The following is a 25,085-nucleotide window of genomic DNA, read 5'->3' on the forward strand; positions in this document are numbered from 1 at the left end:
GGCGTCTCGGCAAAAGGGCGGTGCGTCCCGCTTCTCTAGGCCGCCGCCGCCCCGTTCGGCAAGTCACTCGCCCGCGAGACAGCTGCTCATGTTGTCCGCGAGGTTCCGGAGGAGTTCGGGATAGAGATCCGGCCCGGGCGTGAGATGCGATCCGAGCGGATCGAGCGTGCCGGCGCGGGCCTCCGTCCCTTCGATCACGGTCCGGATCAGCGCGGGGTCGAACTGCGGCTCGGCGAAGACGCAGGTGATGTCGCCGCTGCGGATCCGGTCGCGGATCTCGGCCACGCGCGCCGCGCTCGGTGTCGAGGCGTCGCTGAGCGAGATCGCCCCGCTGGCCTCGACCCCGAACCGCGCCTCGAAATAGTGGTAGCCGTCGTGGAAGACCACGAAGTGCTTCTCCGATACCGGGGCGAGTTCCTCGGAGATCTCCGTTTCGAGGTTGGCGATGTCTTCCTGGAAGCTGGCGGCATTGTCGCGATAGGTCTCGGCATTGTCCGGGTCGCTCGTCGCGAGCACATCCGCCATTGCCTCGGCCATCGCGACGGCATTCTCGGGATCGAGCCAGATATGCGGATCGTTGCCTTCGTGATGGTGGTCCGCCTCGGCCTCGTGCGCGTGATCCTCGTCGCCGTGCTCGTCATGGCCATGTTCGTCATGGTCGTGTTCGTCGTGTGCGCCCTCGGTGTGGTCATGCGCATCGTCATGCACATGAGGCTCGAAGGTTGCCCCTTCGCGGAATGCCAGAAGCCTTACGCCCGGCGCCTGGGTCAGGTCGAGCACGATCGCATCGCCTGCGAGCGATTCGATCGGGCCTTCGAGCCACGGGGCGAGCCCGTTGCCGCTCCAGAACACGATGTCGGCGTCCCCCAGCATGCGTGCTTCCGAGGGCCGCATCGCATAGCCGTGCGGCGAGGCGCCGGGCGGCACGATGAGGTCAGGCGCGCCGACCCCGGCCATCACCCGCGCGGCGATGGACTGCACCGGCAGGATATCGGCCGCCACCCGCGGCGCGGCCCCGGCCGTCCCGGCATGGCCTGCCGCGGCCGCGAGCGCCGTCGTTGTGAGAAGCGTGTGCAGACGAAAGTTCATGAGTCGGATCTCCAGGCGGTCTCTGAATGTGGTTGCAAGCGGCAGGGCGGAGTACTACCCTGATGTCGCGATCTGTTATAACGTAACAAACTTGGAGCGCAACCGGCGATGACGGAGGCCCCTTCCTTCGACGTGTTCCAGCCCCATGACCATCGGCGCTGCCGCAAGGAGGCGCTGGCCGCGGTACTGGCAGAATGTTCCGCGCGCAAGCTGCGGTTGACGCCGCCGAGGCGCTGCGTTCTCGAGGCCCTGCTGGAGGAGCACCGGGCGATGACGGCTTACGAGCTGCTCGACCGGTTGCGGGAGGCCGGGCTCGGGAGCCAGCCGCCGGTGGTCTATCGCGCGCTCGATTTCCTGCTCGCCAACGGTTTCGCCCACCGGATCGAGCGGCTGTCGGCCTTCGTGGCCTGCACCCATGGCGAGGGGGCGCACGAGGCCGTCTTCCTGGTCTGTCGCGCCTGCCGGCAGGTGGCCGAGGCGAGCCTGCCGGCGCTTGCCCGCAATCTCGAGGCGGAGGCCTCCGAACATGCCTTCCGGGTCGAGCGGGTCGCGATCGAGGTCGAGGGGCTCTGCGCCCGCTGTGCCGGAGCCGGGGCGTGAGCGGGCCGCTTCTCGAGGCGAAGGGGCTCGGGCTCGCGATCGGCGGGCACCGGATTCTTTCGGGGGTGAACCTGCGGGTCGAACGGGGCGAGATCCTCACGATCGTCGGGCCGAACGGCTCGGGCAAGACGACGCTCCTGAAGCTCCTGATCGGCGCGGTGCGGCCGGGCGAGGGGGAGATCCGGCGGGCGCGGGGGCTTCGGATCGGCTATGTGCCGCAGCGCCTTGCGATCGACCATACCCTGCCGATCACCGTCGAGCGCTTCCTCGGGCTCACCGGGGCCGAGGCGGGCGCGCGGCGGGCGGCGCTTGTGCGGGTGGGCTCGAAAGGGCTGCAGGACCGGCAGATGATCGACCTCTCGGGCGGGCAGTTCCAGCGGGTACTGCTCGCGCAGGCGCTGCTCCGCAAACCCGACCTTCTGGTGCTCGACGAGGCGGCTCAGGGGCTCGACCAGCCGGGGATCGCGCAGTTCTACCGCCTTATAGAAGAGATCCGTAGCGAGATCGGCTGCGGGGTGCTGATGGTGAGCCACGACCTGCATGTCGTCATGTCGGCATCCGACCGGGTGATCTGTCTCAACGGCCATATCTGCTGCGAGGGCACGCCGCTCGTCGTCTCGACGACGCCGGAATACCGGGCGCTCTTCGGGCTCGGATCGGAAGGCGCGCTGGCGCTCTACCAGCACAAGCATGACCATTCCCATGGCGACGGCGCCACGGGGCACCACCACCTGCACGCGGATCCCGGCGCATGAACCTGCTTGACGATTTCTTCCTGCGCGCCGTCCTCGGCGGGCTGGGCGTGGCCGCGGCCTCGGGGCCGCTCGGCTGTTTCGTGGTCTGGCGCCGGATGGCCTATTTCGGCGATGCGACGGCGCATGCGGCGCTGCTCGGGGTCACGCTCGCGCTCGCCTCGAACCTGCCGATCGTGGCCGGGGTCTCGATCGCGGCGCTGGCGATGGCGCTGACGGTCTCGATCGCGACGGGCCGGACCTATGCGATGGACACGATGCTCGGCGTGGCCTCCCACGGCGCGCTGGCGCTCGGGATGGTGGCGGTGAGCCTGCTGCCGAACGTGCGGATCGACATGATGGGCTTTCTCTTCGGCGATATCCTCGCGATCACCCGCGCCGATCTCGGGGTGATCTGGGGCGGGGCGGCCATCGTGGCGGCGCTGCTGGCCTGGCGCTGGCGCAACCTGCTGCTCGCGACGCTCAACGAGGATCTCGCGGCCTCGGCGGGGGTGGATGCCGGCCGGGAACGGCTGGTGCTGACGCTCGCGCTCGCGCTTCTCGTCGCGGTGGCGCTCAAGGTCGTGGGGGTGCTGCTCATCACCGCGATGCTGATCATTCCGGCCGCGGCGGCGCGGGTCCATGCCCGGACGCCGGAGGCTATGGTGGTTCAGGCGGTGGGGATGGGGGCGGTTTCGGTCGTGCTGGGCCTGCAGGGATCGCTTCGGTTCGACACGCCCGCCGGGCCCTCGATCGTGACGGCGGCGATGATCCTGCTGCTCTCGGTCAACCTCGCAGGCGCCCTTCTCCGGCGGGCTGGAAGACGGGCCTGACGGGGCCCGCCCGGACCGTGAAAAGGGGCGTTTCACCGTGAAAATGCGAAAACGCCCTTGATTTCGTTGAATTTTGTTATTTACAAATCATGAATTGGCTGGTTGCGACGTTAGCGTTGCAGATTTCCGTCCCAAAGGGTGTTCCTCCTCTCCGAAAATCGCACGGCAAGAAGACTAAGCAGATAGACGACTTCCCCTAGGGTAGGCATCCGCCAAGTTTCGTGAGCTATTGATTGAATAGAGCTCTACTTGCGGCGACGATGTCCTTGGCCCAACGAGAAGTGTAACGCCGGAAGATCAATCGTTTAGGAGACGACGGGAATGCCAGAAATGTTATACGGTGAAAGCACCGTAGATAACCTCTCTGAGTTCGTGGTGTGGTCTCGCGCTTGCTCTAAGCGATTTGGACTTCGAAGTGCGACACTCAATCCGTGGTTCAGGGGGCAAGGCGATATTGAATGGCCATTGAAGCCAGCATTATATCGTGGAGATTTTGATAAATACCTTGAACGAGAAATGCTACGGGATTTCCGATCTTATGCATATGAGTTCTTAGAGAACAGGGAACGCTTAGATATAGATTGGCTGTTTATTGCGCAGCATCACGGTTTGCCAACTCGACTACTGGATTGGACGGAAAACCCCTTAGTTTCGCTGTACTTCTCCTGTCTGAATCATGCGAGATCAACTGACGCCTGTGTTTGGGCACTCAATCCTTGGGAGTTAAACAGGACGACTGTCTCCTTGCACTCCGTGCCACCAACCGATGCCGAAATTCTGAGAGACTATGTGATCGATCTGTCGGATAGCTCGGTTCCAAGAGAGGTTCGGGCGGAGCAGCCGATAGCAATTCGGCCATTCCATCGATTCCGCCGGTCCAATGCACAGTCTGGAGTGTTCACCATCCACGGCAAAAAGGAGAAAGGTATCGATAAGATTAATTTCGTTCGTCGAAATAGAAGTGCTTGCTTGCTAAGGGCGTTCATCCCAGCCCAGAGAAAACTACCAATACTTAAGGAGCTTTACGCGGTGGGAGTCCACCATGGGGCGTTATTCCAGTCGATCGAATCTGTGGCTGAGATATTGAAATTTCGCTACGGGAGTACTTTTTTTAATAAATGAAGTGCGGCGTTATGGCCAAAATATCCATTTAACCTTCTTGCCGTGCTATTTTCGGGAGGGGGAACACGCCGTGGGACAGAGATCCGCAGCGAAGAAGATGTTACCCCGCCCGCTCCGCGCGGCTCCATTCCGGCAGGGGGAAGAGGCGGTCGTAGGCCCAGTTGAAGGCGAAGGCGTAGGCCACGTAGAAGAGCGCGAACGCGATATCCATCACCAGCGCCTGCCAGAGCGAGATGCCGAGATACCACGCGAGGAACGGCATGAGGACGGTGAGCAGCCCCGCCTCGAAGAGGATGGCGTGGAGGAGCCGGAGGCCGAGGCTCTTGCGCGTGGTGCCGGTGAGACGCCGGAGGCCGAGGTCGAAGAGGTAGTTGTAGGCCATGTTCCAGAGCGTCGCGATGGCAGCACTCGCGAGGCCGACGGCGGCGGCGTCGCCCATGGGCAGGTGGAAGGCCGCCGCGCCGAGGGGGATGATCAGGACAAGGGCGACGATCTCGAAGGCGAGCGCGTGGCGGAGGCGGTCGAGGGGGGTGCGCATCGGGGCAACCTCTTGGGATGGTGCCGGGTCGTCCCGGCGACGGATCATCTGGCGAGGTCGTCCTCTTGGCGGGGGATATGGCAGCCCCGGCGCCGGGCTTCAAGCCTACCGCGGCGTCTTCGGGCGGGATGTGGTGCCGGGTTGCCGCCCGTGCCCGAGGGCTACCAGCCGCGGAAGCGCGGCCAGGTCATGAGCGGGCCGGGGGTCGCGGGCAGGACGTGGTAGCGCTCGTGCTGGGCGGCGGTGGCGCAGGCGTGGTTCGGCAGGATGCGGAGGAGCGCGCCGAGGGGCAGCTCGGGGAGCGGGCCGTTCGTGCCGGGGCGGCGGGTGACGATGCCGTGCTCCTGGTTGGCGGCGCTGACGATGAGATCGGGGAGTACGCGGCCCTCGAGGTCGCAGACGAGGCCGTAGCCCTGGTCCACCGGTTGCGCCGCGGTGCCGCGGTCGCGCGAGAGCGCCATCCAGCCGGCGTCGATCATGATCCGGCCGCGGTCGGGCTGGTGGCCGATGACGGTCGTGAGCACGCTCAGCGCGATGTCCTCGAGGCGGCAGGCGCCGATCCCCGCCATCACCAGGTCGAAGAACATGTAGACCCCGGCGCGCAGCTCGGTGACGCCGGTGAGATCACGGGCGGCATGGGCCGTGGGGGTCGAGCCGATGCTGACGGTGGGGCAGGCGAGCCCGGCGGCGCGCAGGGCGTCGGCGGCGGCGACCGCGGCGCGGCGCTCGCCCTCGGCGCAGTCGGCCTGGGCCGCGATGCCGAGGGCGGCATAGCTCTCGCCGGCATGGGCCAGCACGCCGCGGAGGGTGCCTCTGGCCGCGAGGATGCGGCCGGTTTCGATGAGGGCCGGATCGCCGGGGCGGAGGCCGCTGCGGTGGCCGTCGCTGTCGATCTCGATCAGGGCGGGCACGCCGGCGGCGGCGGTGGCGCGGGCCTGTTCGGGGCTGTCGAGGAGGACGGTGAGGTCGCAGCCCCGGGCGAGCAGCGCGGTGACGCGGGCGAGTTTTGCCGGCGCGATGCCGACGGCGTAGAGGATGTCGCGGTGGCCGGCGGCGTGGAAGGTCTCGGCCTCGGCCAGGGTGGACACGGTGATCGGCCCGGGCGCGCCGCCGCCGACCCGCCGGGCGATCTCGGGCGATTTCGCGGTCTTCAGGTGCGGCCGCAGGGTGACGCCGAGGCTCTGCGCCCGCACCGCCAGCCGGTCGATGTTGCGCGTCATCGTCGCTTCGTCGAGCAGCAGGGCGGGGGTGTCGAGGCGGGCGAGATCGGCGGCGGCGGGCGGCATGGGCGGGCTCCTTCGGTCGGGTGTTGTGTCCGGTGCGGGGCGAGGATAGCAGTGGCGGCCTTCAGGTGATATTCATCCGGAGGCAATCCTGGATTAAGTTGGGGCTTAATGGTTGATCTGGCGGACCTGCGGTTTCTGACGGCGCTTGCCGTGGCGCCGAGCCTTGCGGCGGCAGCGCGGCGGCTCGATGTGACGCCGCCTGCGGTGTCGCAGCGGCTGGCGCAGATCGAGGCGCGGCTTGGGCTGCGGCTGGTCGAGCGCGGCCGCGGGCCGCTCCGGCTGACGGCGGAGGGGGCGTTGCTGGTCGAGCGGGCGCGCGGGGTGCTTGACGCGCTCGAGGCGCTTGACGAGGAGATGGCGGCGCGGGCGGGGCGGATCGAGGGGCCGCTGCATGTCATCGCGCCCTTCGGCTTCGGGCGGCTGCATGTGGCGCCGGTTCTGGCGCGGTTTGCCGAGGAAAACCCGGCGCTTCGCGCGGAGCTCGGCCTCAGCGAGGATCCGCTCGGTGCGATGCGGGCCGGGCCCTGGGATGTGCTCGTCCATGTCGGGCGGCTGCCGGATCTCCGGATCACGCAGCGCAAGCTCGGGGCGAACCGGCGGTTTCTGGTGGCGTCGCCCGCCTATGCGGCGCGTGCGGGGCTGCCCCGGCATCCGGGCGAGATGGCCGGGCATCGGGTCGGGGTGGTGCGCGAGAACCGGGCCGACACCACGCTCTGGCCGCTCAGGGGGCCCGGGGGCGCGGAGGAGAACCTGCGCGTCCGGCCGGTCTTTGCCTGCAACGATGGCGAGGTGCTGCGGGCCTGGGCCTGCGACGGGTTCGGGATCGTCGAGCGCTCCGAGTGGAGCGTGCGGGCGGATCTCGCGGCGGGGCGGCTCGTCCGGGTTCTGCCCGGCTGGTCGCTGCCGGATGCGGATATCGTGGCGCTGCTGAACCCCCGCGCTGTCCGCGCGCTGCGGATCGAGGCCTTCGTCGCGCGGCTCGCGGAGGTGATCGGGGGTGGCGGCTGAGGTGGCGCGGGCCGGTGGCATCCGGGGAGAGGAGAGAGGAATGGAGGGGCCCTGCACGTGCCGGATCCCGAGGCTCGAGACCGCGCGGCTGCTGCTCCGCCCGATGCGGGCCGGGGACTGGCCGCCCTATGCGGCGCTGATGGGTTCGGCCCGGGCCCGGCACATGGGCGGGCCGTTTGCGGCGCGCGCGGCCTGGGGGATGTTCTGCGCCGATCACGCGCAATGGGATTTCTTCGGCTGCGGGGCGCTGATGGTGGAGGAGCGCGCGACCGGCGCCTGTCTGGGCCAGGTTGCGATCAACGCGGGGCCGCTCTTTCCGGAGCACGAGATGGGCTGGCTCGTGTTTCCCGAGGCGGAGGGGCGGGGAATCGCCTTCGAGGCGTCCGCGGCCTTGCGCGACTGGGCGCGGCAGGAGCGCCGGCTCGAGACGCTGGTGAGCTATGTCGATGCGGGCAACACCCGCTCGCGCCGCCTTGCCGAACGGCTTGGCGCGGTGCCGGACCCGCAGGCGCCGCGGCCCGATCCGGCGGATCTCGTCTACCGGCATTTCGGCTGAGCGGCCGGGGCTGCACCCGCGGGGCGGGTGCGGCGGTGGTCTCTGCCCCCCGGCGCGTCGCGTGCGCGATTCTCGGCTTTCGGGGAGGTTCAGGCTGTCGCCGTTCTCGAAGACATGGCTCGAATAGCCCGTGAAGCTGCCCGCCTCGGGACCGTCATCGCCGGTGAAGGCACAGGTCTATTGCGCAATCCGGTCGTGCTCGAAGGCCGCGGTTCGGGGGATGGATCAGCCCATCTCGCCCTTGTCATGCTCCTCCTGTTCGAACTCGTCCTCGAGATAGTCCTCGAGGTTGACGAGATCTTCGGGGAGCGGCAGCCCGAGGGCGCGCATTTCGGCCAGTTTCTCGCGCAGGCTTTCCTGCGCTTCGTGCATGTCCTCCGGCTGGTTCGAGATCGCGTCGAGCAGCATCGCGATCTGGATCCGGAATTCCTCCAAGGCCATGGTATCCTCCTGCCGAAAGGCCGATATTCCTATCCCGTAAGGGTGGCGCCAGTTTGCGCACTGTGATTGATGTAGCGCAAGGCCGTTCGGACGGAGCGGAGCCTATTCTCGTACGACCGCATCAAGAGGAGATGTGCCATGTCCTTCAAGACCCTGTTCACCGCGGTCGATGTCCGGCAGGACGACGCGGAGATCGACCGAGCCGTCGAAATCTGTCGCAAGCTGGATGCCCATCTCATGGTTCTCGTCGTGGGGGTCGCGCCGCCACCGCCCGCCTCGCCCTATGGCGTGGTCTCGAACGACATCTGGGCGGGCGAGATCACCGAGGGGCAGGCCGCAGCGCAGGCGCGCGCCGACGAGATCAGCGCGAAGCTCGCCGCAGCCGGCCGGTCGGCGACGGTGGAGGCCAATTACGTCGATCGCGGCACGATCGCGACGATTTCGGCGCGTTTCGCCCGCTACGCCGACCTCACGCTCATCACGCCGGGCGCCGATGGCTTCGAGCAGCTGCGCGGCTGCGTGAGCGACGGGGCGCTCTTCGAATCCGGCCGGCCGGTCGTGCTGCTGCCGGCGGGGGCGTCGAACTTTCCCGAGCCCAAGCGCGTCATGATTGCCTGGGATGCGAGCGTCGAGGCGTCGAAGGCCGTGCGCGACGCGATCGGGATCATGCAGAGCGCCGAGGCGGTCGATGTGGTGCTGATCGATCCGGTGCCGACCTTCGACGGCCACGGGCCGGAGCCGGGGGCCGATCTCGCCGCCTATCTCGCGCGCCATGGCATCTCGACGACGGTGCATTGCCTGCCGCGGCAGGGGCACGAGGTCGGCGAGGTCCTGCACCGCACCGCCGAGGAGCTCGGGGCCGATCTCATGGTCATGGGCGGATTCGGGCATTCGCGGCTGCGCCAGCGCATCTTCGGCGGCACGACGACGACGATGATGAAGGGCACCGATATCGCCGTCCTGATGGCGCATTGAGGCCGCAGGCGGGCGCAGGAAGGCCTCTTGCGCCCCTTGAACCTGCCCGGACACCGGGCTATATCGCCTCCCGAGAGGTTGGCGCGGGCAGGCGCCTCGCCAACCCGGTCAGGTCCGGAAGGAAGCAGCCGTAACGAGCCCCGCTTGGGCCGTTGTCCAGCCTCTCGCTTCAACTCCCCAGATATCTGGTGAACCGCCGCGCCCTCGGGCGCGGTTTCGCCCGTTGGTTCGGGCTTCGGGCCTGTCGCTCTCCGGCGGGCGTGCAAGCCATCGTGACTGGCGCGCGGCCTCTTCTTCGCTAGGGTGAGCTCTCCTCCCATGGGCAGTTGAAGGAGAGCTTCCATGACATCTCGTACCGGTTCGGATCTGCGTTTCGTGCGGCTGGGGCGGCGGCGCTTCCTCGCCCTGTCGGGCGCCGCCCTCGCGCTGCCGGGGCTTGCGCGCGGGGCCTGGGCGCATGGCTCGGAGACGCATGTCTTTCCGATGGGCGATATCGAGGTGACGGTGGTGAGCGACGGGCATCTGGTGATCCCGACCTCGGTCATTGCCGCCAACCTCACCGGGGCCGAGCATGACGCGGCCGTCGCGGAAGTGCTCGGGAGCGTGCAGGAGACGTTCCAGCCCGAGACGAATCACGCGCTGCTCCGCGCCGGGTCGGACCTCGTGCTGGTCGATACCGGCTCGGGGCCGCGGTTCCAGCCCTCGGCGGGCAAGCTCCTCGCCAATCTCGCCTTCAACGGCATCGATCCGGGCGATGTGACCAAGGTCGTCTTTACCCATGCGCATCCCGATCACGTCTGGGGGACGCTGCTCGAGGACGACAAGACGCTCGCCTTTCCGAATGCCGAGTATTTCGTCGGCGCTGCGGAGTTCGATTTCTGGACGGCGCCGGACATCTTCACCGTGCTGCCGGCGGATTTCCATCCCTTCGCGGAAGGGGCGCAGCGCGATCTCATGGCGGTGACCGACCGGCTCACCATGGTGCGCGAGGGCGATGCGATCGTGCCGGGGGTGACGGTGATCGACACGCCCGGGCATACGCCGGGGCATGTCTCGCTCCTCGTCGAGGGCGGGCCGGGGCTCATCATCACCGGCGACGTGATCGGCGATCCGGCCTTCAACGTCTCGCATCCCGACTGGGTGTTCGGCTTCGACTTCGATCCCGAGATGGCGATTGCCACCCGCCGCAGCCTGCTCGGGCGCGCCGCGGCGGACGGAAACCAGATCCTGAGCTATCACGCGCCCTATCCGGGCGTCGGCACCGTGGCGGCGACGGACGACGGCGCCTTTGCCTTCACCGCGGTGAGCTGAGCCCGGCGGGCCTCCGGGCCTCGAGGAGATCGGCGAGCTCGGGATCGGTCGCGGCCTGGGCGAGCCCCGGGGCCACGGGCGCGCCCGCCGCGAGCACGGCGCGGAGGCAGGCGGCGTGATCCGCCCCCTCCGGTCGCGGTGCGTTCTCGGCCCCATGCAGGATCGTCTCGACGATGCCGCCGCCATAGGCGTTGCGATGCAGGAGGTCCGGCCTGCAGGCGAGCAGCCAGTCCACCGCCGCGGGCAGCCCGGACCAGCCGGCGAGCTGGAGCGGGGTGAGCCCCGTCTCGTCGGCGGCATTCGGATCGAGCCCGGCGGCGGCCAGGGCCTTCGCATGGGCGAGCCGGCCGGGAAACTGGATGAGGCGGGCGATGAGCAGGCGGTCCTCGGGGCCGAGCGGGAGGCTTGCGAGGCTCGCGCCCGGCGCGCCCCCGGCACAGGCGGCGAGCGCGGTTTCGGCCGCATCGAGCGGGGTCGCGTGACCCGCGGCGGCGAGGGCTCTGGCGAAGGCCTCGTTGCCGAAGATCCGGGCGAGCCCGTAGGCGCTGTGGCCCTGCCAGCGGCGGGCGGGGTCGGCGCCATGGGCGATGAGGAGCCGGGCGAAGCGGCCGTCGCGCATCCGCCGCGCGGCGTGGTGCAGCGCCGGCAGGCCTTCCCCGGGATCGGCGCCGTAGTCCAGCAGCAGACGCGCGCCCTCGAGATCGTCGAAATCGAGCATCCGGGCGAGGGCGTTGGTGCCCGCGACCCGAACGCCGTGGCGCATCAGCAGCTTCAGCCCGTCGTGATGGCCGAGTTCGGTGGCGTGATAGAGCGATTCGCCGTCGTTCGGATCGGCGCCCTGCGCGAGCAGCCACTCGGCGAGCGGCAGGTTGCCGGCGTGGCCAAGGGCGCCGTAGAGCGCGGAGAGGCGGCCGGTGCTGCCCGGGGCGGCGGGCATGGCATCGTTCACATCCGCGCCGTGGCGCAGCAGCAGCCCGGCGATCGCCAGCATGTCGGCGTGGCGTTCGGGGGCGGCGTGGATCCGGCGGGAGAAGGCGAGGTGCAGGATCGGGCGGCGCGGCCCGGCCTCGCGGGTCGCGGCGGCGGGATCCTGCGCGAGGCGCCGTTCGACGGCGGCGCGGTCGAGCAGGGCAACCTCGAGGCCGAAGAGCCCGGCGGCGAGATCCGGCGTTTCGGCGAGCAGGCGGTCGACCTGCCAGTTGCGGCCGTGAAAGAGCGCGCGCTTCAGCGCCTGCTGCCGCCCGGCGCGGTCAAGGCCGATGGTCTCGGCGGCGAAGACGAGGCGCGGCCAGCTTTCGAAGCCCTGCTCCTGGGCGATGACGTGGAGATAGTCGGCATGGCGCAGGCCGGTGCCTTCGGGGCGGGGCGGATGGGCGCGCAGGCGGTCGCGGGCGTCGCTCATGCCGGCCGCATGGGCCCGGTGCAGGGTCTTTGCGTCGCGGCGGAGTCTGTCGAGGGACGGGGGCATCGGTTTCTCCCGGAAAACTGCCCGTCGATCCGCTGGGTCGGGCCGGAAGAACCGCATGGGGTTCCGTTCTGCTTCGGGGATGCGCTGCGGCGCTGTCCGCGGATCCGGATGCCTTCCCGGGAGGCCGGGAAAGAGTAGCGGCCCCCGGGGCGCCGATCAAGTCTCCCGCGTTTCCGGGCGGTCGGGGATGCCCGGTGCGGGGGCGCGCGGCGGCACGGCGTCGCGAAACGTCTCGAAGGATTTCCAGGCCGGTTCGGTGGGCGGGGTGCCCGCCTGCGGCAGATATGGCGAGGGCGCGCCGTCGGACGGGATGTAGCGCGGGCAGTTGGGAAAGATCGCGCGGGCGCGGACCTCGACGAGGAGCTGCGCCCCGACGAAACCCGCCCGGCGCGGATCGTCGCGGAGGACGCGCGCGGTGCCGTTCACCCGCAGCCGCGCCGGGGCGGCGCCCATCGCGATGAAGAGCAGGCCGACCGCGGGATTGACCCGGATGTTGCCGAGGCTCTTGAACATGCCGTTGCCGTCGAAATCGGGAAAGAGCAGTTCGTCCGGCGCCGTGACCCGGACAAAGCCCGGCGGGCCGCCCTTGAAGGAGCAGTCGGGCCGCCCCTCGGCATCGGCGGTGGCGAGAAAGAAGAACCCGGCGCCCTCGATGAAGCTGCGGTCCGTCTCGGTGAAGGCCTGCCGGAAGGTGGTCGCTTCGAGCCGGTCGGCGATGCGGCGGCTGCCGAAGGCATCCTGCAGCGCGCGGTTGCCCTCATGATAGAGCTGGCTGGCCATGGTAGGCCCCCCTGTCTCCGGACGAGATCCGGCGATGATACGCCCGCGGGGCGGGGGCGGACAAGCGGGATGCGCGGAGGGGCTTCCCGCCGGTCAGGCGCCCTCGCGGCGGGCCTTGGGATGGGCGGCGGCATAGACCTCCATCAGGCGGACCTGATCGACGCCGGTATAGACCTGGGTCGTGGCGAGCGAGGCGTGGCCAAGGAGCTCCTGGATCGTGCGCAGGTCGCCGCCGCGCTCGAGGAGGTGAGTGGCGAAGGAGTGGCGCAGCGCGTGGGGCGTGGCGGTGGCGGGCAGGCCGAGCTGCATCCGCGCCGATTGCATCGCCTTCTGCACCACGCGCGGATTGAGCGGGCCGCCGCGCACCCCGAGAAAGAGCGGCGCGCCGGGGCCGGGCCCATAGGGGCAGAGCGCCCGGTAGTGCTCGACCGCCTCGCGGGCGATGGGGAGCACCGGCACCATGCGCTCGCGCCCGCCCTTGCCCCGGATGCGGACGCTCTCGGTGAGCGGCGCGTCGCCTTGCGTGAGGCCGAGCGCTTCGGAGATGCGCAGGCCGCAGCCGTAGAGCAGCGTCACCACGGCGAGATCGCGTGCCGCAACCCAGGGCTCGAGGCTCTGGGCCTCTATGGTGGCCATGAGATCGCGCGCGGCTTCGGGTGCGACGGGCCGGGGCAGGCGCGGCTTGGCCTTGGGGCCGCGGGTGGCGGTGACGGCGGGTGCGATCAGGCCCTCGGCCTCGGCGAGCCAGGCGTGGAAGCTCTTCACCGCCGAAAGCCCGCGCGCCAGCGAGCGGGCCGAGAGGCCGCGGGCGCGCTCATGCGCCATCCAGGCGCGCATGTCGGCGGTGGTGACGGCGGCGATCGCCGTGCGCCCGGCCGGCCCGCCCCAGTGCAGGGCGAGAAAGCCGAGGTAGCCCGAGACATCGCGGCGGTAGGCTTCGACGGTCTTGGGGCTGAGCCCGCGCACTGCCTCGAGCTGGGCGAGCCAGTCCGTCATCAGGGCATAGGCTCCGCCGGAGAGCCCGATGCCGGTCACGCGATGAAGCGGCGCAGCGCGCGTTCGAAGACGCCGCAGAAGAAGGTGAGCAGGTCGGTGCCCTGATCGGAATGGAAGCGGTCGGGCTCGGTCGCGCCGAAGACGAGCAGGCCGCCATGCCGGCCGGGGCCGAGATCGAGCCGCAGCACAGCCTCGGAGCGGATCAGCGGCGCGCGCTCGCCGTAGAGATCGGGAGAGGCCTTGGCGAGCTGGCGAAGCGTCACCTTGCGCGGCGCGCCGAGGCCGCGGCCATGGGTGACGTAGGTGTCGGCCCCGCCCTCGGGCAGGGCGATCACCGCATGCCGGAGCGGGCCTTCCGGCCCGAGCCCGGCGCCCGGCTCGGCGGCCGGGGCCTCGAGCCCGAGGCGGACGGTATCGACCGAGAGCGTGTTGCCGAGATCGCCGGTCATGAGCCGCAGGAAGCCCGCGAAATCCTCGGCATCGAGCACGGCGAGGCAGGCGCGGTGGATCTGGTTGGTGCCCGCGACGTTCTCGTAGGCGGCCGCAAGCACTTCGCGATGGGTGTCCTCGAGGCGGTCGAGGCGCTCCTCGAGCCGCTCGACGAGCACACCGCGCAGATCGACCACATTGCGGCCCGCCGCGCGGCGGTCGGCCTTGAGCAGGCCGCGCATGAGGTCGGGATCGTCGAGGATGAGCCCGGGGTCTTCGAGGATGCGGTCCCTGATCTCCTGGATGTCCGTGATTCCGCTCTCGTCGATCATCGTCACGTCCGGGCTCCCCCTGTTCGGTTGTCAGATCTTCTGGCCGGTCGCAGCCCAGTCCTTGAGGAAGCCCTCGAGCCCCTTGTCGGTGAGCGGATGCGCGGCAAGCGATTTGAGCACACTCGGCGGGCAGGTGGCAATATCGGCGCCGGCGAGCGCGGCTTCGCTCACGTGGTTGGCGCCGCGGATGCTGGCGGCGAGGATCTCGGTCTCGAAGCCGTAGTTGTCGTAGATCTGCCGGATGTCCTGGATGAGCTGCATCCCGTCGAGGTTGATGTCATCGAGCCGGCCGATGAAGGGCGAGATGAAGGTCGCGCCCGCCTTGGCGGCCAGAAGCGCCTGGTTGGCGGAGAAGCAGAGGGTGACGTTCACCATCTTGCCCGCCTGCGTGAAGGTCCGGCAGGCCTTCAGCCCGTCCCAGGTCAGCGGCACCTTGATCGCGATGTTGGGTGCGATCTCGGCGAGCTTGTTGCCCTCCACGATCATGTCGTCATAGGTGAGCGAAACGACTTCCGCGCTTACGGGGCCTGGTACGATGTCGCAGATCTCCTTCACGACCTCCTTGAAATCACGGCCGGATTTCTTGATGAGGCTCGGGTTGGTGGTCACGCCATCCAGCAGGCCCAGCTCGTGGAGCTCCTTGATGGCTTCGATATCTGCCGTGTCCACGAAGAATTTCATTGGTGCCTCCCGCACATTTTGGGTCAAGACTTGTGGTCTTGGGTATTGCTATCCCAAGGTATAGACCGATGGAACATCTCAATCCACCCTCCCCGGATTCCGGCGACGCGGTCTTTCCCGCAGGCGCGACCGTTGCCGTGCTGACGGCGGAGGGGCTTGACCGGATGCTCGACTACCGCGTCCCCGAAGGAGGTATCGCGGCGGGCGCCTTTGTCGAGGTGCCGCTCGGGCCGCGGCGGGTGATGGGCTGCGTCTGGGGCGAGGGGGCGGGCGATTTCCCGGCGGAGAAGCTCCGCCCGATCACGCGGGCCCTCGACCTCGCGCCGCTGCGGCGGGAGATGCGCGACTTTCTCCTGCGGGCCGCAGAATACACGCTGACGCCGCTCACCCACATGCTGCGGCTCGCGACCCGGGTGCCGGCGCTGGCCGAGCCGCCGGGGGCGCGGCCGATCCTGCGCCTGAGCGGAACCAGGCCGGACCGGATGACGGATGCGCGCACCCGGGTGATCGCGGCCTTCGAGGAATACGGCAATCTCGGTTTCGCGCCCTCCGAGCTCGCGCATCTCGCCGGAGTCTCCTCGGGCGTCCTGAAGGGGCTCGAGGCGCAGGGTGTTCTGCTCCGCGAGGACGCGCCGCGCGATCCGCCCTATCCGCCCCTCGATCCGGGCGCCGGGCCCCGGCCGCTTTCGGCGCTGCAGACGGCGGCGGCGGCGGAGCTGCGCGGGGCGGTGGCGGCGCGGGCCTATTCCACGACGCTCCTCAAGGGCGTCACCGGGTCCGGCAAGACGGAGGTCTATCTCGAGGCGGTGGCGGAGGCGCTGGCGGCCGGGCGGCAGGCGCTCGTGCTCCTGCCCGAGATCGCGCTCTCGGTGGAGTTTCTCGACCGGGTGGAGGCCCGCTTCGGGGCGCGGCCGGCGGAATGGCATTCGGGCGTGACCCAGGCCGCGCGGCGACGGGCCTGGCATGCGGCGGCCTCGGGCGATGCGCGGCTCGTCGTCGGCGCGCGCTCGGCCCTCTTCCTGCCCTTCCGGGCGCTCGGCCTCATCGTCGTCGACGAGGAGCATGACGGCTCCTACAAGCAGGAGGACGGGGCGCGCTATCATGCCCGCGACATGGCGGTGCTGCGGGCCTCGATCGAGGGCGCGGCGGTGGTGCTGGCCTCGGCGACGCCGAGCCTCGAGAGCTGGGCCAATGCCGAGGCGGGAAAATACCGGCGGATCGACCTGCCGGAGCGTTTCGGCGTGGCGGAGCTGCCGGAGATGGCGACGATCGACCTGCGCCAGGATGCGCTCGAGCAGGGGCGCTGGATTTCCGCGCCGCTCGAGACGGCGGTGGGCGCGCGGCTGGCGGCGGGGGAGCAGTCGCTGCTCTTTCTCAACCGGCGCGGCTATGCGCCGCTCACCATCTGCCGGGCCTGCGGGCATCAGGTGGGCTGCGACCTCTGCGATGCGCGCATGGTCGAGCACCGGTTCCGCAAGCGGCTGGTGTGCCATCAGTGCGGGGCAACGAAGCCGATCCCGGAGGCCTGTCCGAGCTGCGGTGTCGAGGGCAAGATGCATGCGATCGGGCCGGGGGTGGAGCGGCTTGCCGAGGAGGCGGTGGCGCTCTGGCCCGAGGCGCGGATCGCGATCCTGTCTTCCGACCTCGCCGAGAGCCACCGGGCGCTGAAGGCGCGGATCGACGAGATCGCGCAGGGCGGGGCGGATATCGTCATCGGCACGCAGATCGTCTCGAAAGGGCACAATTTCCCGTATCTCACCCTGGTCGGCGTGATCGATGCCGATCTCGGGCTGCAGGGGGGCGACCTGCGCGCCGCGGAGAAGACCTTCCAGCTCATCCGGCAGGTCGCGGGGCGGGCCGGGCGCGCCGAGCGGCCGGGCGCGGCGCTGATCCAGACCTACATGCCGGAGCATCCGGCGCTGAAGGCCATTCTCTCGGGCGATGACGAGGGCTTCTGGCGCAGCGAGGCGGCCGCGCGGCGCATGGCGGGCATGCCGCCCTACGGCCGGCTCGCGGGGGTGATCCTCTCGGGGCCGGACGAGCCGCGGCTCTGGGAGGCGGCGCGCGCGCTGGGCCGGGCGGGCGAGATCCTGCGTGCGGCCGGCGCCGAGCTCTACGGGCCGGCCCCGGCGCCGATCGCCCGGGTGCGGGGCCGCCACCGTCTGCGGTTTCTCGTCAGGGCGGCGAAGGGCGTCGCGCTTCAGCCGCTATTGCGCGACTGGGCCGCGAGCGCGCCGCCTGCCGCGAACATGCGGCTGGTGATCGACATCGATCCGCAGAGCTTTTACTGATTGCCATATCGGAATATGATAGCCTGTTTCGTATGCGAGCATTTTTTTGTGTAAGACTTTAGTCTAAGGTGTAAGAGGCGGGGAGCCGGGTTCCGCGTCGGCAAAGTTCTGTCCCGGCGCCTGTCTGGAAACCTCGCCAATCGCAAATGCCGCCGCCCTGCCGGGCTCCGCGGTGCGTAGCAGACCGGGAGGAGGACTGGGGCGTAATGCCTTTCGGATTTCGGATCCGCCGCCTTGCGCTCGTTCTTGTCGCCCTCGCTGCGCTCGTCGCCTTGTGCCGCGGCCTCGGCTTCGGGGAGGGCGTGCTGCTCGGGATCACGCCGGCCTCCGGGCTTGCGCTTTCGGCTGCCCTGGTGCTCCGCCGCGCGGCCATCCTTGCGATCGTCGCGGGGTTCGCGCTGGGCGATGCGCTTGCGGGCCTTTCGCCGGCAGAGATCGTCACGGACGCGCTCGCCCATGGTGCGGCGGCCCTGCTCGGCGCCTGGGTCATGCGGCAGGTGGCACGGCAGGTGGAGCCGGAGACGAAGACGCAGCAATGGCTGATCTTTGCCGGCGGCGTCTGGGCCTCTGCCGCCACCGTTGCCATGGGCTTCGGGCTCGCGCAGGTCGCAGGGCTCGTGCATTCCGGCTACGCGCCGCAGGCCCTGGTCGGGCTCACGCTGCTCTATGAGGCGCTGGGGCTGCTGACCTTCTCGGCCATCGTGCTCAATCTCGGCGAGGCCGGCGTGGTCCGGGCCAACCCGCAGGTGACGCTCGCCATCGCCTCCTTCGGGATCGTGCTCCTGGGCGCACTCTGGATCCTGCTGTCGCTGCCGCTCACCGCGGTGCGGGCAAGCGACATGGCGGTGCTGCTGTCGCTGCCCATCGCACTCTGGATCGCGATGCAGCCGCGCAGCCTCGACGGGGCGGCGATCACCTTCGTGGTGATGCACGCGGCGCTCTTTCTGCTGGTGAGCGTTTCGGGCGCGGTGACGGATGCGGATTTCGTGGTGACGATCCTCTATCTCGTGGTGCTCACGGTCGCCTGCCAGCTCATCCATTCGGTCAATCTCGACCGGCTGGCGGCGCTCGCCGATAACCGGGCGCACAAGCGCGAGCTCGAGATGCGGGTGGAGGAGCGCACCGCCCGGCTGCGCGCGATGACCGAGCGCGCGATTGCCGCCGACGGGGCGAAGAGCAAGTTTCTCGCCACCGTCTCGCACGAGCTGCGCACGCCGCTCAACGGGGTGATCGGCATGGCCTCTCTGGTGCTCTCGCGCGAGCTCGATCCGCGGACGCGGGCGAATGTCGAGCTGATCCATGGCTCCGGGCTGCACCTCCTGGGCGTCATCAATCGCATTCTCGATTTCTCGCGGCTCGGCCATGAGGGGGCGCCCGAGAGCGAGACCGCCTTCGACCTTGCCGTGGTGTTGCGGGAGGTGGTGGAGGAGGCGCGCTTCTCGGCGGATGCGCAGGGGCTGGTGCTTTCGGTCGAGGTGGCGCCGGGGCTGCCGACGCTGCGGCGCGGGTTGCGGCAGGGGATGCGGCAGGTGCTGACAAATCTCGTCGGCAATGCCGTGAAGTTCACCGATGCGGGCTGCGTGAGCGTGCGCCTCTCGGCGATCGGCGGAGACTGGGTGCGGGGGGAGGTGCAGGATTCGGGGATCGGAATCGCCGGCACGGTGCGGGATCGCATCTTCCGGCCCTTCGAGCAGGCCGACGATACCGTGACCCGGCGCTATGGCGGCACGGGGCTCGGGCTCGCGATCTGTGCCGAGACGCTTGCGCGCATGGGTGGACGGATCGGGGTCGAGAGCGAACCCGGGACGGGCTCCATCTTCTGGTTCGAGGTGCCGCTGCCGCGGGCGGAACGCGCGGGGCATAATTTCCGGCTGCAGGACCGGGGCGGGGTGGCGTGAGGTGTGCGCGAGAGGCGGGCCCGGACCGCGCTAGAAGTCGGCCTGGTAGCTCACCGAGAGAGCGGCCGTCGCGGCGGCGCGGTTGGTGTCGGCGAAGCGGATGCCGATCCGGGTGTTGGCGCCATCGTCATGGATGAAGTTGCGCGAGGCGAAGAGGTTGTAGTTCACGAGCGTGTCGTCGCCGGGATTGTCGGCGTGAAAGCTCGTCTTGAGCGTGCTGTCGAGCTGGTAGTTCTCGAAGACCTGGAAGGTCGCGCGGGTCTCGGTCCGGGTGAGGTTCGTATCGGGGTCGAGGCTGAACTTGCCTTCGAGTGTCGCGCCGCGCCAGAGCGGGCGGTCGAAATCGAACTCGACCGTGGAGCAGCAGCTGCCCGAGATGTCGTTGAAGCGCTGGCTGTAGCTGATGTCCATGTCGAAGCCGAGCAGCGAGGGGCGGATGCCGAAATAGAAATCGAACTCGGTGTTGTGGTCGCGGAAAGGCACGGTTGCGGCGGTGAAGCCGCTGAAGAACCCGGTCCAGGCCTCGCCCTCGATCCCGCTGCGGAAGACCGGCTCGAGCCCCGGGGTCGCCGGGCGCTGGACGTTGTAGTATTTGCGGATCGCCCAGTCGTCGGCGGCGGCCGGCACGGCCGGCAGCAGGGCCAGAAGCATCAGTCCGGCAGCAGGATATCGTGCGATGTCATGGCCGCGAGCCATCGGTGAATGCCATTCTGAGGATTTGCAGGACCGTGACGCGGAGAGCTTAAGGAACCCTTAGGTCCGACACGGTTGAACGCTCGTCATACGGGCAATCTGGCAATTTTTCCGAGATTCGCAAGGCAGATCCGGGCCGATCTTCTCACGACTTCGCGCGCGGGGGCGCCGGCGGATTGCGGGTGGAATTTGCAGGCGCGCCCCGTTAGAGACGGGAGACCGAACCCATGCCCCGAGCGTGCCATGACCGAGCCTCATCCCGATATCCGTCCGCAACCCGGTATTCTCGACATCGCCCTTTATGTCGGCGGTGAATCGAAGCTGCAGGGCCATGCCGAGGTGCTGAAGCTCAGCTCGAACGAGAACCCGTTCGGGCCGAGCCCCGCGACCGTCGAGGCGTTCCGCGCCTCCTCCGGCGAGCTGCACCGCTATCCGAATTCGGATCACGGGGCGCTGCGCGGCGCGCTCGGGCGGCTTCATGGCCTCGATCCCGAGCGGATCATCTGCGGCGCAGGCTCCGACGAGATCATCGCCTTTCTCTGCCAGTGCTATGCCGGCCCCGGCGACGAGGTGATCCACACCGAGCACGGCTTCGGGATGTACCGCATTTCGGCGCTTGCGGCGGGGGCGACCCCGGTCGAGGTACCGGAGCGGGCGCGGCACACGGATGTGGACGCGATCCTCGCGGCCTGCACCGCGCGGACGCGGCTCGTCTTCATCGCCAACCCCAACAACCCCACCGGCACGATGATCGGCGAGGACGAGGTGACGCGGCTGTCCGAGGGGTTGCCGCCGCAGGCGCTGCTCGTGCTCGACGGCGCCTATGCCGAGTTCGTTCCGGGATTTGACGGCGGCGCCGGGCTGGTGGGCGCGCGCGAGAACGTGGTGATGACGCGGACGCTCTCGAAGATCTACGGCCTCGGCGGGCTGCGCGTGGGCTGGGGATACGGGCCCGCCCATGTGATCGACACGCTCAACCGCGTGCGCGGCCCGTTCAATCTCTCGGGCCCGGCGCTCGCTGCGGCGCAGGTGGCGGTCGAGGATGTGGACTACACCGCCTTCTGCCAGGCGGAGAACATCCTGAACCGCGACCGGCTCGCGGCGGATCTCGCCGCGCTGGGCGTGCCGTCCGACCCGTCCTTCGCCAATTTCATCCTGGCGCAGTTTGCGAGTGCCGCGGAGGCGGAGGCCTGCGATGCCCATCTCCGGCGGGCGGGTATCATCGTGCGGCGGGTGGCGGGCTACAAGCTGCCGGCGGCGCTGCGCATCACCGTCGGCGATGGCGCGGCCTGCGCGCGGGTGGCCGAGGCGGTTGCGGCCTTCATGAAAGTGCGGGCCTGATGAGATACCGGCATGTCGCGCTGATAGGCCTCGGGCTGATCGCTTCCTCGATCAGCCACGCGATCCGGCGCGCCGGGATGGAGACGCGCATCACCGGGCATGCGCGGACGGAGAAGAGCCGCGAGGAAGCCGCGCGGCTCGGGCTCGGCGAGATCTTCCCGACCGCCGCGGAGGCGGTCGAGGGGGCCGATCTGGTGATCCTCTGCGTGCCGGTGGGCGCGATGGCCGATGTCGCGCGCGAGATCGCGCCGCATCTGGCGCCGGGGGCGACGGTCACCGACGTCGGTTCGGTGAAGCAGGCGGTGATCGACGCGGTTGCTCCGCACCTGCCGCCGCATGTCGAGTTCATTCCCGGCCATCCGATCGCGGGCACCGAGCATTCGGGGCCGGCCTCGGGCTTTGCCGCGCTCTTCGACAATCGCTGGTGGCTGCTCACACCGCTGCCGGAGGCCGATCCGCGCGCCATCGCCCGGCTCGAGGCCTTCGTGACCGCGCTGGGCGCGCGCTGCGACCAGATGGAGCCCGCGCATCATGACCTCGTGCTCGCGGTGACGAGCCATGTGCCGCATCTCATCGCCTACACGATGGTGGGCGTGGCGGACGACCTGAAGCGGGTGACCGAGAGCGAGGTCATCAACTATTCCGCCGCGGGCTTCCGCGATTTCACCCGCATCGCGGCCTCGGACCCGACGATGTGGCGGGATGTCTTTCTCAACAACAAGCCCGCGACGCTCGAGATCCTCGGCCGTTTCACCGAGGAGCTCTTCGCGCTTCAGCGGGCGATCCGCACCGAGGACGGGCAGCATCTCCATGACTACTTCACCCGGACGCGGGCGATCCGGCGCAGCATCATCGAGGCGGGCCAGGATACGGCGAAGCCCGATTTCGGCCGTGTCGGCGATGCCGAGCGGAGCGCAGGCTAGCGCCATGGGCCGTGTCGGGGCCGCCGCACTGCTCGCGTTCGGGCTCTCCGGGGCGCTTGCGGCCTGCGGGCTGCTCGGCTCCACCGCGAGCACCATCGGATCGGGCACATCGCTCGCCTCGCAGGGCTCGGGCCTCAGCAGCGCGGCGGTGCCCGATTTCAGCGGCGACGATGACGCGGAGGAGGCGCCGATCGGGCGGATCTGCGGCAATCGCGCGCTGCGCGGCCAGGTGATGCCGGAGATCGAGGGCGAGGGCATCTGCGGGGTGGAGAAGCCGGTGCGCGTGGTTTCGGTGGACGGGATCCTGCTCATGCCGCAGCCAACGGTGACCTGCGACACCGCGAACGCGCTCGCAGGCTGGGTCGAGAATGCGGTGAAGCCGGTTTTCGAGCGGCGCGGTGATCCGCTGCGTTCGATCGAGATCGCCTCGCATTACATGTGCGGGCCCGCCGATGCGCCAGGGCACAACACCGGCGAGGCACTCGACATTTCCGCCTTCGGGCTCGAGAGCGGCGAGGCCTATGTGGTCGGCCGCGACTGGCCGGATCCCGAGCGCGGCGCGGCGCTTGCCGCGCTGCACGGCTCGGCCTGCGGCGCCTTCAGCAGCACGCGCACACCGGTTCCCGGCGGCGCAACCATGGCGGCACTGCATTACGACGTGACGGGGCCGGGGCAGTTCGACTGCCGCTGACGCCCGCGGCCGCCCGTGCCGCGGCGCTCAGCCGCGGGTGAGCCGGGGGGCCGTGCCGATCGGAATCGGGCCGACCTTCGCCCGGCCGTCGGAGAAGCCGAGGGTGACGGTGAGCGTTTCCCTGTCGCCGGAGAGCATGGCGATGAGGTCGAGCCCGCCGCGGACGGCGCTGGCGATCTCGGGCTTCATCGCTCCGGATTTCTCGGCGATCTCAAGCATCTGCCGCCAATTCTTCGCGCGAAGGGTGATCTCGCCCTCGGCGAAGCCGTTCGCGTCGGCATGAACCTCGCCCTTGGCGCGCAGGTCCAGCTCGCCCCAGATCGCGGTGGCATCGCTCAGCGTGATCGCGGTGATGGCCGGGTTTTCGGTCTCGATCGAGTTGCGGTCCCAGGGACGGTCGAAATGCACCACGGCATCAAGCGTGAGCGTGTCCATCAGGCGCGGCAGCGCGGACGAGCCGGGGATCTCGTCGGTCCAGGCATTGGGCGGGGTGAGTTCGGCGGCGTCGAGGCCGATGCGATGCGCGTTGGGGGCGACATCGGGCACCTGCTCCGAGGCGAGCACCGCGTGCTCGATGCCAGCCTGCCAGCCATGGTCGCCGTGAAAGCGCGCCTGATCGAGCTCGATCGTCAGCCGGTCGAGCTCGAGCCGCGGCGTCGGCTTGAAGATGACGGAACCGCGGGCATGCTCGCTCGTGATCCGAACTGTCTCGAAGGGCGAGCCGATCACCTGTTCGCCGGGCCAGGCGGCGATGACGTGATGGGGTTTCCAGGCAAGCGAGAGGATCTGGAATTCCTCCGCGTTCCAGCTCCAGCCCTGATCGGGATCGGCCAGGGCCAGACCCTTCACGAAGGTATCGAGGCGGTTGGGGAAGCCCTTGATCTCGAGGGTCTCGACATCGGCGACCCAGCCTTCGGCGCGGCGTTCGCCGAGCCAGCCCACGAGCATGTGCTCGCGCATCTGTGCCATGACGATCCAGTAGCCGCCCCATGCGAGGGCCGCGAGGATCACGATTGCCATCAGCTTCTTCATGGCCTACCCCATGCCGGTTCCGGGACACCGGCATAGCCCGGAGGAAGGCAGGGGAACAATGGCCGAAATCGCTGGCGATCTCTGGGTGTTCGCATACGGCTCGCTGATCTGGCATCCGGGCTTCGACTATGAGGAGAAGCGCCTGGCGGCGCTCGAGGGCTATCGCCGCTCGTTCTGCATGACCTCGGTCCATTATCGCGGTACGCCGGAAAGGCCGGGGCTGGTGCTCGCCCTCGATGCAGAGGCGGGGGCCTGTTGCGAGGGGGTGGCCTATCGCGTCGATGCGGCGCGGGCGGCCGAGGTTCTGGCCTACCTGCGCGAGCGCGAACTCGTTTCCTACGCCTACCTGGAGGCGTTTCTCACGGTCTCGCTGGCGGAGGGCGGCGCGGTCGAGGCGGTGACCTATGTGACGAACCGCGACCATTCGCAGTATCGCGGCGATCTCGATCTCCCGGCGCAGGCCGAGATCATCGCCCATGCGGTGGGGCCACGCGGGCCGAACGCCGAATATCTCTTCAACACCCTCTCGGGGCTCGATGCGCTCGGGATCGAGGATCGCGAGCTCACCGATCTTGCCGGGCTCGTGCGTGCCCGGCGGCAGGACGGTCCGCGCCCCTGATCCCCGTTCAGGAGCGCGAGACCGCTGCGGCTCAGCCGCTCTTGCCGGTGTAGTAGACGCTCTGCACCGTGAGGCCGTCCGCGCCGATCACGCAGGCCCAGGGCGCATCGGCGCCGGAGACCTCGACCATGACCTGGGTGCCGAGCTTGGTGGGCGTGGTGCCGAGGGGTGTGACCGCCGAGACGCCGGTTTCCGCGGTGACCGCGGCAAGGCAGTTCGAGATCGCGGGATCAACGGGAACCTCGGCCGGTTCCGGTTGCTTCTTCGCGCAGGCGGCCAGCACGAGAGCGGCGGGCAGCACGCAGCAGACGATTGTTCTGGATTTCAAGGTTATATTTCCTTCTTCCTCCGGTCCGGACCCTTGCCGCGTGGCCCGCGGAAGCGGGCCTGGGCGGGTCGGCCGTTCGAGCATCGGGGCTCA

General features: G+C 69.3%; 26 protein-coding genes and 1 other RNA gene. 15 read left to right on the forward strand and 12 right to left on the reverse strand.

Annotated elements, in window-relative coordinates:
* Positions 1-63: 63 nt before the first annotated feature.
* Positions 64-1,089, reverse strand: a complete 1,026-nt coding sequence (locus ACF66B_RS00445) for a metal ABC transporter solute-binding protein, Zn/Mn family (protein ID WP_111428764.1) — start codon at positions 1,087-1,089, stop codon at positions 64-66.
* A 108-nt stretch (positions 1,090-1,197) separates the two neighbouring features.
* On the opposite strand from ACF66B_RS00445, the gene ACF66B_RS00450 reads away from it, so the two are divergent.
* The 4 genes from ACF66B_RS00450 (at position 1,198) to ACF66B_RS00465 (ending at position 4,375) form a co-directional block, all read left to right on the forward strand.
* A complete protein-coding gene (locus ACF66B_RS00450) occupies positions 1,198-1,689 on the forward strand; it encodes a Fur family transcriptional regulator (protein ID WP_111428763.1) in 492 nt (163 codons plus the stop codon).
* Positions 1,686-2,444 carry a metal ABC transporter ATP-binding protein gene (locus ACF66B_RS00455; protein ID WP_111428762.1) on the forward strand — a complete coding sequence of 253 codons (759 nt, stop codon included), beginning with the start codon at positions 1,686-1,688 and terminating at the stop codon, positions 2,442-2,444. The genes ACF66B_RS00450 and ACF66B_RS00455 overlap by 4 nt, the downstream gene beginning before the upstream one ends.
* Positions 2,445-2,446: 2 nt before the next feature.
* Positions 2,447-3,253 carry an iron chelate uptake ABC transporter family permease subunit gene (locus tag ACF66B_RS00460; protein ID WP_111428962.1) on the forward strand — a complete coding sequence of 269 codons (807 nt, stop codon included), beginning with the start codon at positions 2,447-2,449 and terminating at the stop codon, positions 3,251-3,253.
* A gap of 321 nt (positions 3,254-3,574) precedes the next feature.
* Positions 3,575-4,375, forward strand: coding sequence for an FRG domain-containing protein (locus ACF66B_RS00465; RefSeq protein WP_111428761.1), 801 nt, complete (start codon positions 3,575-3,577; stop codon positions 4,373-4,375).
* A 100-nt stretch (positions 4,376-4,475) separates the two neighbouring features.
* Here ACF66B_RS00465 and ACF66B_RS00470 read toward each other — a convergent pair whose 3' ends face one another.
* Both ACF66B_RS00470 and ACF66B_RS00475 read right to left on the reverse strand, forming a co-directional pair.
* Positions 4,476-4,913 carry a PACE efflux transporter gene (locus tag ACF66B_RS00470; protein WP_111428760.1) on the reverse strand — a complete coding sequence of 146 codons (438 nt, stop codon included), beginning with the start codon at positions 4,911-4,913 and terminating at the stop codon, positions 4,476-4,478.
* A gap of 161 nt (positions 4,914-5,074) precedes the next feature.
* Positions 5,075-6,199 (reverse strand): alanine racemase, encoded by a 1,125-nt coding sequence (locus ACF66B_RS00475; protein WP_111428759.1) that lies wholly within the window; start codon positions 6,197-6,199, stop codon positions 5,075-5,077.
* 108 nt (positions 6,200-6,307) lie between these two features.
* Here ACF66B_RS00475 and ACF66B_RS00480 point away from each other — a divergent pair, with 108 nt between their 5' ends.
* The gene (locus tag ACF66B_RS00480; RefSeq protein ID WP_111428758.1) at positions 6,308-7,207 is read left to right on the forward strand and encodes a LysR family transcriptional regulator; all 900 of its coding nucleotides are present in this window, start codon (positions 6,308-6,310) and stop codon (positions 7,205-7,207) included.
* 40 nt (positions 7,208-7,247) lie between these two features.
* Entirely contained in the window at positions 7,248-7,763 is a 516-nt protein-coding gene (locus ACF66B_RS00485) for a GNAT family N-acetyltransferase (RefSeq protein WP_111428757.1), read from the forward strand.
* A gap of 225 nt (positions 7,764-7,988) precedes the next feature.
* Here ACF66B_RS00485 and ACF66B_RS00490 read toward each other — a convergent pair whose 3' ends face one another.
* Positions 7,989-8,204, reverse strand: coding sequence for a hypothetical protein (locus ACF66B_RS00490; protein WP_111428756.1), 216 nt, complete (start codon positions 8,202-8,204; stop codon positions 7,989-7,991).
* A gap of 138 nt (positions 8,205-8,342) precedes the next feature.
* Here ACF66B_RS00490 and ACF66B_RS00495 point away from each other — a divergent pair, with 138 nt between their 5' ends.
* The 3 genes from ACF66B_RS00495 to ACF66B_RS00505 all read left to right on the forward strand — a co-directional run bounded on the left by ACF66B_RS00495 (position 8,343) and on the right by ACF66B_RS00505 (position 10,490).
* Positions 8,343-9,179, forward strand: coding sequence for a universal stress protein (locus tag ACF66B_RS00495; RefSeq protein WP_111428755.1), 837 nt, complete (start codon positions 8,343-8,345; stop codon positions 9,177-9,179).
* A gap of 71 nt (positions 9,180-9,250) precedes the next feature.
* Positions 9,251-9,349: signal recognition particle sRNA small type (gene ffs / locus ACF66B_RS00500), an RNA gene on the forward strand.
* Positions 9,350-9,521: 172 nt separating this feature from the next.
* On the forward strand, positions 9,522-10,490 hold the full coding sequence (locus tag ACF66B_RS00505) for an MBL fold metallo-hydrolase (RefSeq protein WP_111428754.1): 969 nt from the start codon (positions 9,522-9,524) through the stop codon (positions 10,488-10,490).
* Here the strand turns inward: ACF66B_RS00505 and ACF66B_RS00510 are convergent.
* From ACF66B_RS00510 to fsa, 5 genes are all read right to left on the reverse strand, one after another.
* Entirely contained in the window at positions 10,474-11,958 is a 1,485-nt protein-coding gene (locus tag ACF66B_RS00510) for an ankyrin repeat domain-containing protein (RefSeq protein ID WP_111428753.1), read from the reverse strand. The two genes, ACF66B_RS00505 and ACF66B_RS00510, sit on opposite strands and share 17 nt — an antisense overlap.
* 156 nt (positions 11,959-12,114) lie before the next feature.
* Complete coding sequence (locus tag ACF66B_RS00515; RefSeq protein ID WP_111428752.1) at positions 12,115-12,738, reverse strand: pyridoxamine 5'-phosphate oxidase family protein; 624 nt, start codon at positions 12,736-12,738, stop codon at positions 12,115-12,117.
* 93 nt (positions 12,739-12,831) lie between these two features.
* Positions 12,832-13,734, reverse strand: a complete 903-nt coding sequence (locus tag ACF66B_RS00520; RefSeq protein ID WP_111428961.1) for a tyrosine recombinase XerC — start codon at positions 13,732-13,734, stop codon at positions 12,832-12,834.
* A 35-nt stretch (positions 13,735-13,769) separates the two neighbouring features.
* On the reverse strand, positions 13,770-14,495 hold the full coding sequence (locus ACF66B_RS00525) for a DUF484 family protein (RefSeq protein WP_111428960.1): 726 nt from the start codon (positions 14,493-14,495) through the stop codon (positions 13,770-13,772).
* A gap of 30 nt (positions 14,496-14,525) precedes the next feature.
* Positions 14,526-15,176: a fructose-6-phosphate aldolase gene (gene fsa / locus ACF66B_RS00530; protein WP_111428751.1), complete on the reverse strand. Its 651-nt coding sequence runs from the start codon at positions 15,174-15,176 to the stop codon at positions 14,526-14,528.
* 68 nt (positions 15,177-15,244) lie between these two features.
* Between fsa and ACF66B_RS00535 the strand changes: the two genes are divergently transcribed.
* Positions 15,245-17,467 (forward strand): primosomal protein N', encoded by a 2,223-nt coding sequence (locus tag ACF66B_RS00535; RefSeq protein ID WP_111428750.1) that lies wholly within the window; start codon positions 15,245-15,247, stop codon positions 17,465-17,467.
* Between the two features lie 206 nt (positions 17,468-17,673).
* A complete protein-coding gene (locus ACF66B_RS00540) occupies positions 17,674-19,365 on the forward strand; it encodes an ATP-binding protein (protein ID WP_162683172.1) in 1,692 nt (563 codons plus the stop codon).
* A gap of 30 nt (positions 19,366-19,395) precedes the next feature.
* On the opposite strand, the gene ACF66B_RS00545 is transcribed toward ACF66B_RS00540, so the two are convergent.
* The gene (locus ACF66B_RS00545) at positions 19,396-20,061 is read right to left on the reverse strand and encodes a hypothetical protein (RefSeq protein ID WP_111428748.1); all 666 of its coding nucleotides are present in this window, start codon (positions 20,059-20,061) and stop codon (positions 19,396-19,398) included.
* Between the two features lie 240 nt (positions 20,062-20,301).
* On the opposite strand from ACF66B_RS00545, the gene hisC reads away from it, so the two are divergent.
* The 3 genes from hisC to ACF66B_RS00560 are packed head-to-tail and all read left to right on the forward strand — an operon-like array spanning position 20,302 to position 23,013.
* Complete coding sequence (hisC, locus tag ACF66B_RS00550) at positions 20,302-21,399, forward strand: histidinol-phosphate transaminase (protein ID WP_111428747.1); 1,098 nt, start codon at positions 20,302-20,304, stop codon at positions 21,397-21,399.
* Positions 21,399-22,322: a prephenate/arogenate dehydrogenase family protein gene (locus ACF66B_RS00555; protein ID WP_111428746.1), complete on the forward strand. Its 924-nt coding sequence runs from the start codon at positions 21,399-21,401 to the stop codon at positions 22,320-22,322. The genes hisC and ACF66B_RS00555 overlap by 1 nt, the downstream gene beginning before the upstream one ends.
* 4 nt (positions 22,323-22,326) lie before the next feature.
* Positions 22,327-23,013: an extensin family protein gene (locus tag ACF66B_RS00560; protein WP_162683171.1), complete on the forward strand. Its 687-nt coding sequence runs from the start codon at positions 22,327-22,329 to the stop codon at positions 23,011-23,013.
* Positions 23,014-23,040: 27 nt separating this feature from the next.
* On the opposite strand, the gene ACF66B_RS00565 is transcribed toward ACF66B_RS00560, so the two are convergent.
* The gene (locus ACF66B_RS00565; RefSeq protein ID WP_111428744.1) at positions 23,041-24,045 is read right to left on the reverse strand and encodes a DUF2125 domain-containing protein; all 1,005 of its coding nucleotides are present in this window, start codon (positions 24,043-24,045) and stop codon (positions 23,041-23,043) included.
* 67 nt (positions 24,046-24,112) lie between these two features.
* Between ACF66B_RS00565 and ACF66B_RS00570 the strand changes: the two genes are divergently transcribed.
* Positions 24,113-24,664: a gamma-glutamylcyclotransferase gene (locus ACF66B_RS00570; protein WP_392664785.1), complete on the forward strand. Its 552-nt coding sequence runs from the start codon at positions 24,113-24,115 to the stop codon at positions 24,662-24,664.
* 31 nt (positions 24,665-24,695) lie between these two features.
* Here the strand turns inward: ACF66B_RS00570 and ACF66B_RS00575 are convergent, their stop codons facing one another.
* On the reverse strand, positions 24,696-24,992 hold the full coding sequence (locus ACF66B_RS00575; protein ID WP_162683170.1) for a hypothetical protein: 297 nt from the start codon (positions 24,990-24,992) through the stop codon (positions 24,696-24,698).
* Positions 24,993-25,085 lie beyond the last annotated feature (93 nt).

Source organism: Amaricoccus sp. B4, assembly GCF_043226085.1.
Lineage (GTDB): Bacteria > Pseudomonadota > Alphaproteobacteria > Rhodobacterales > Rhodobacteraceae > Amaricoccus.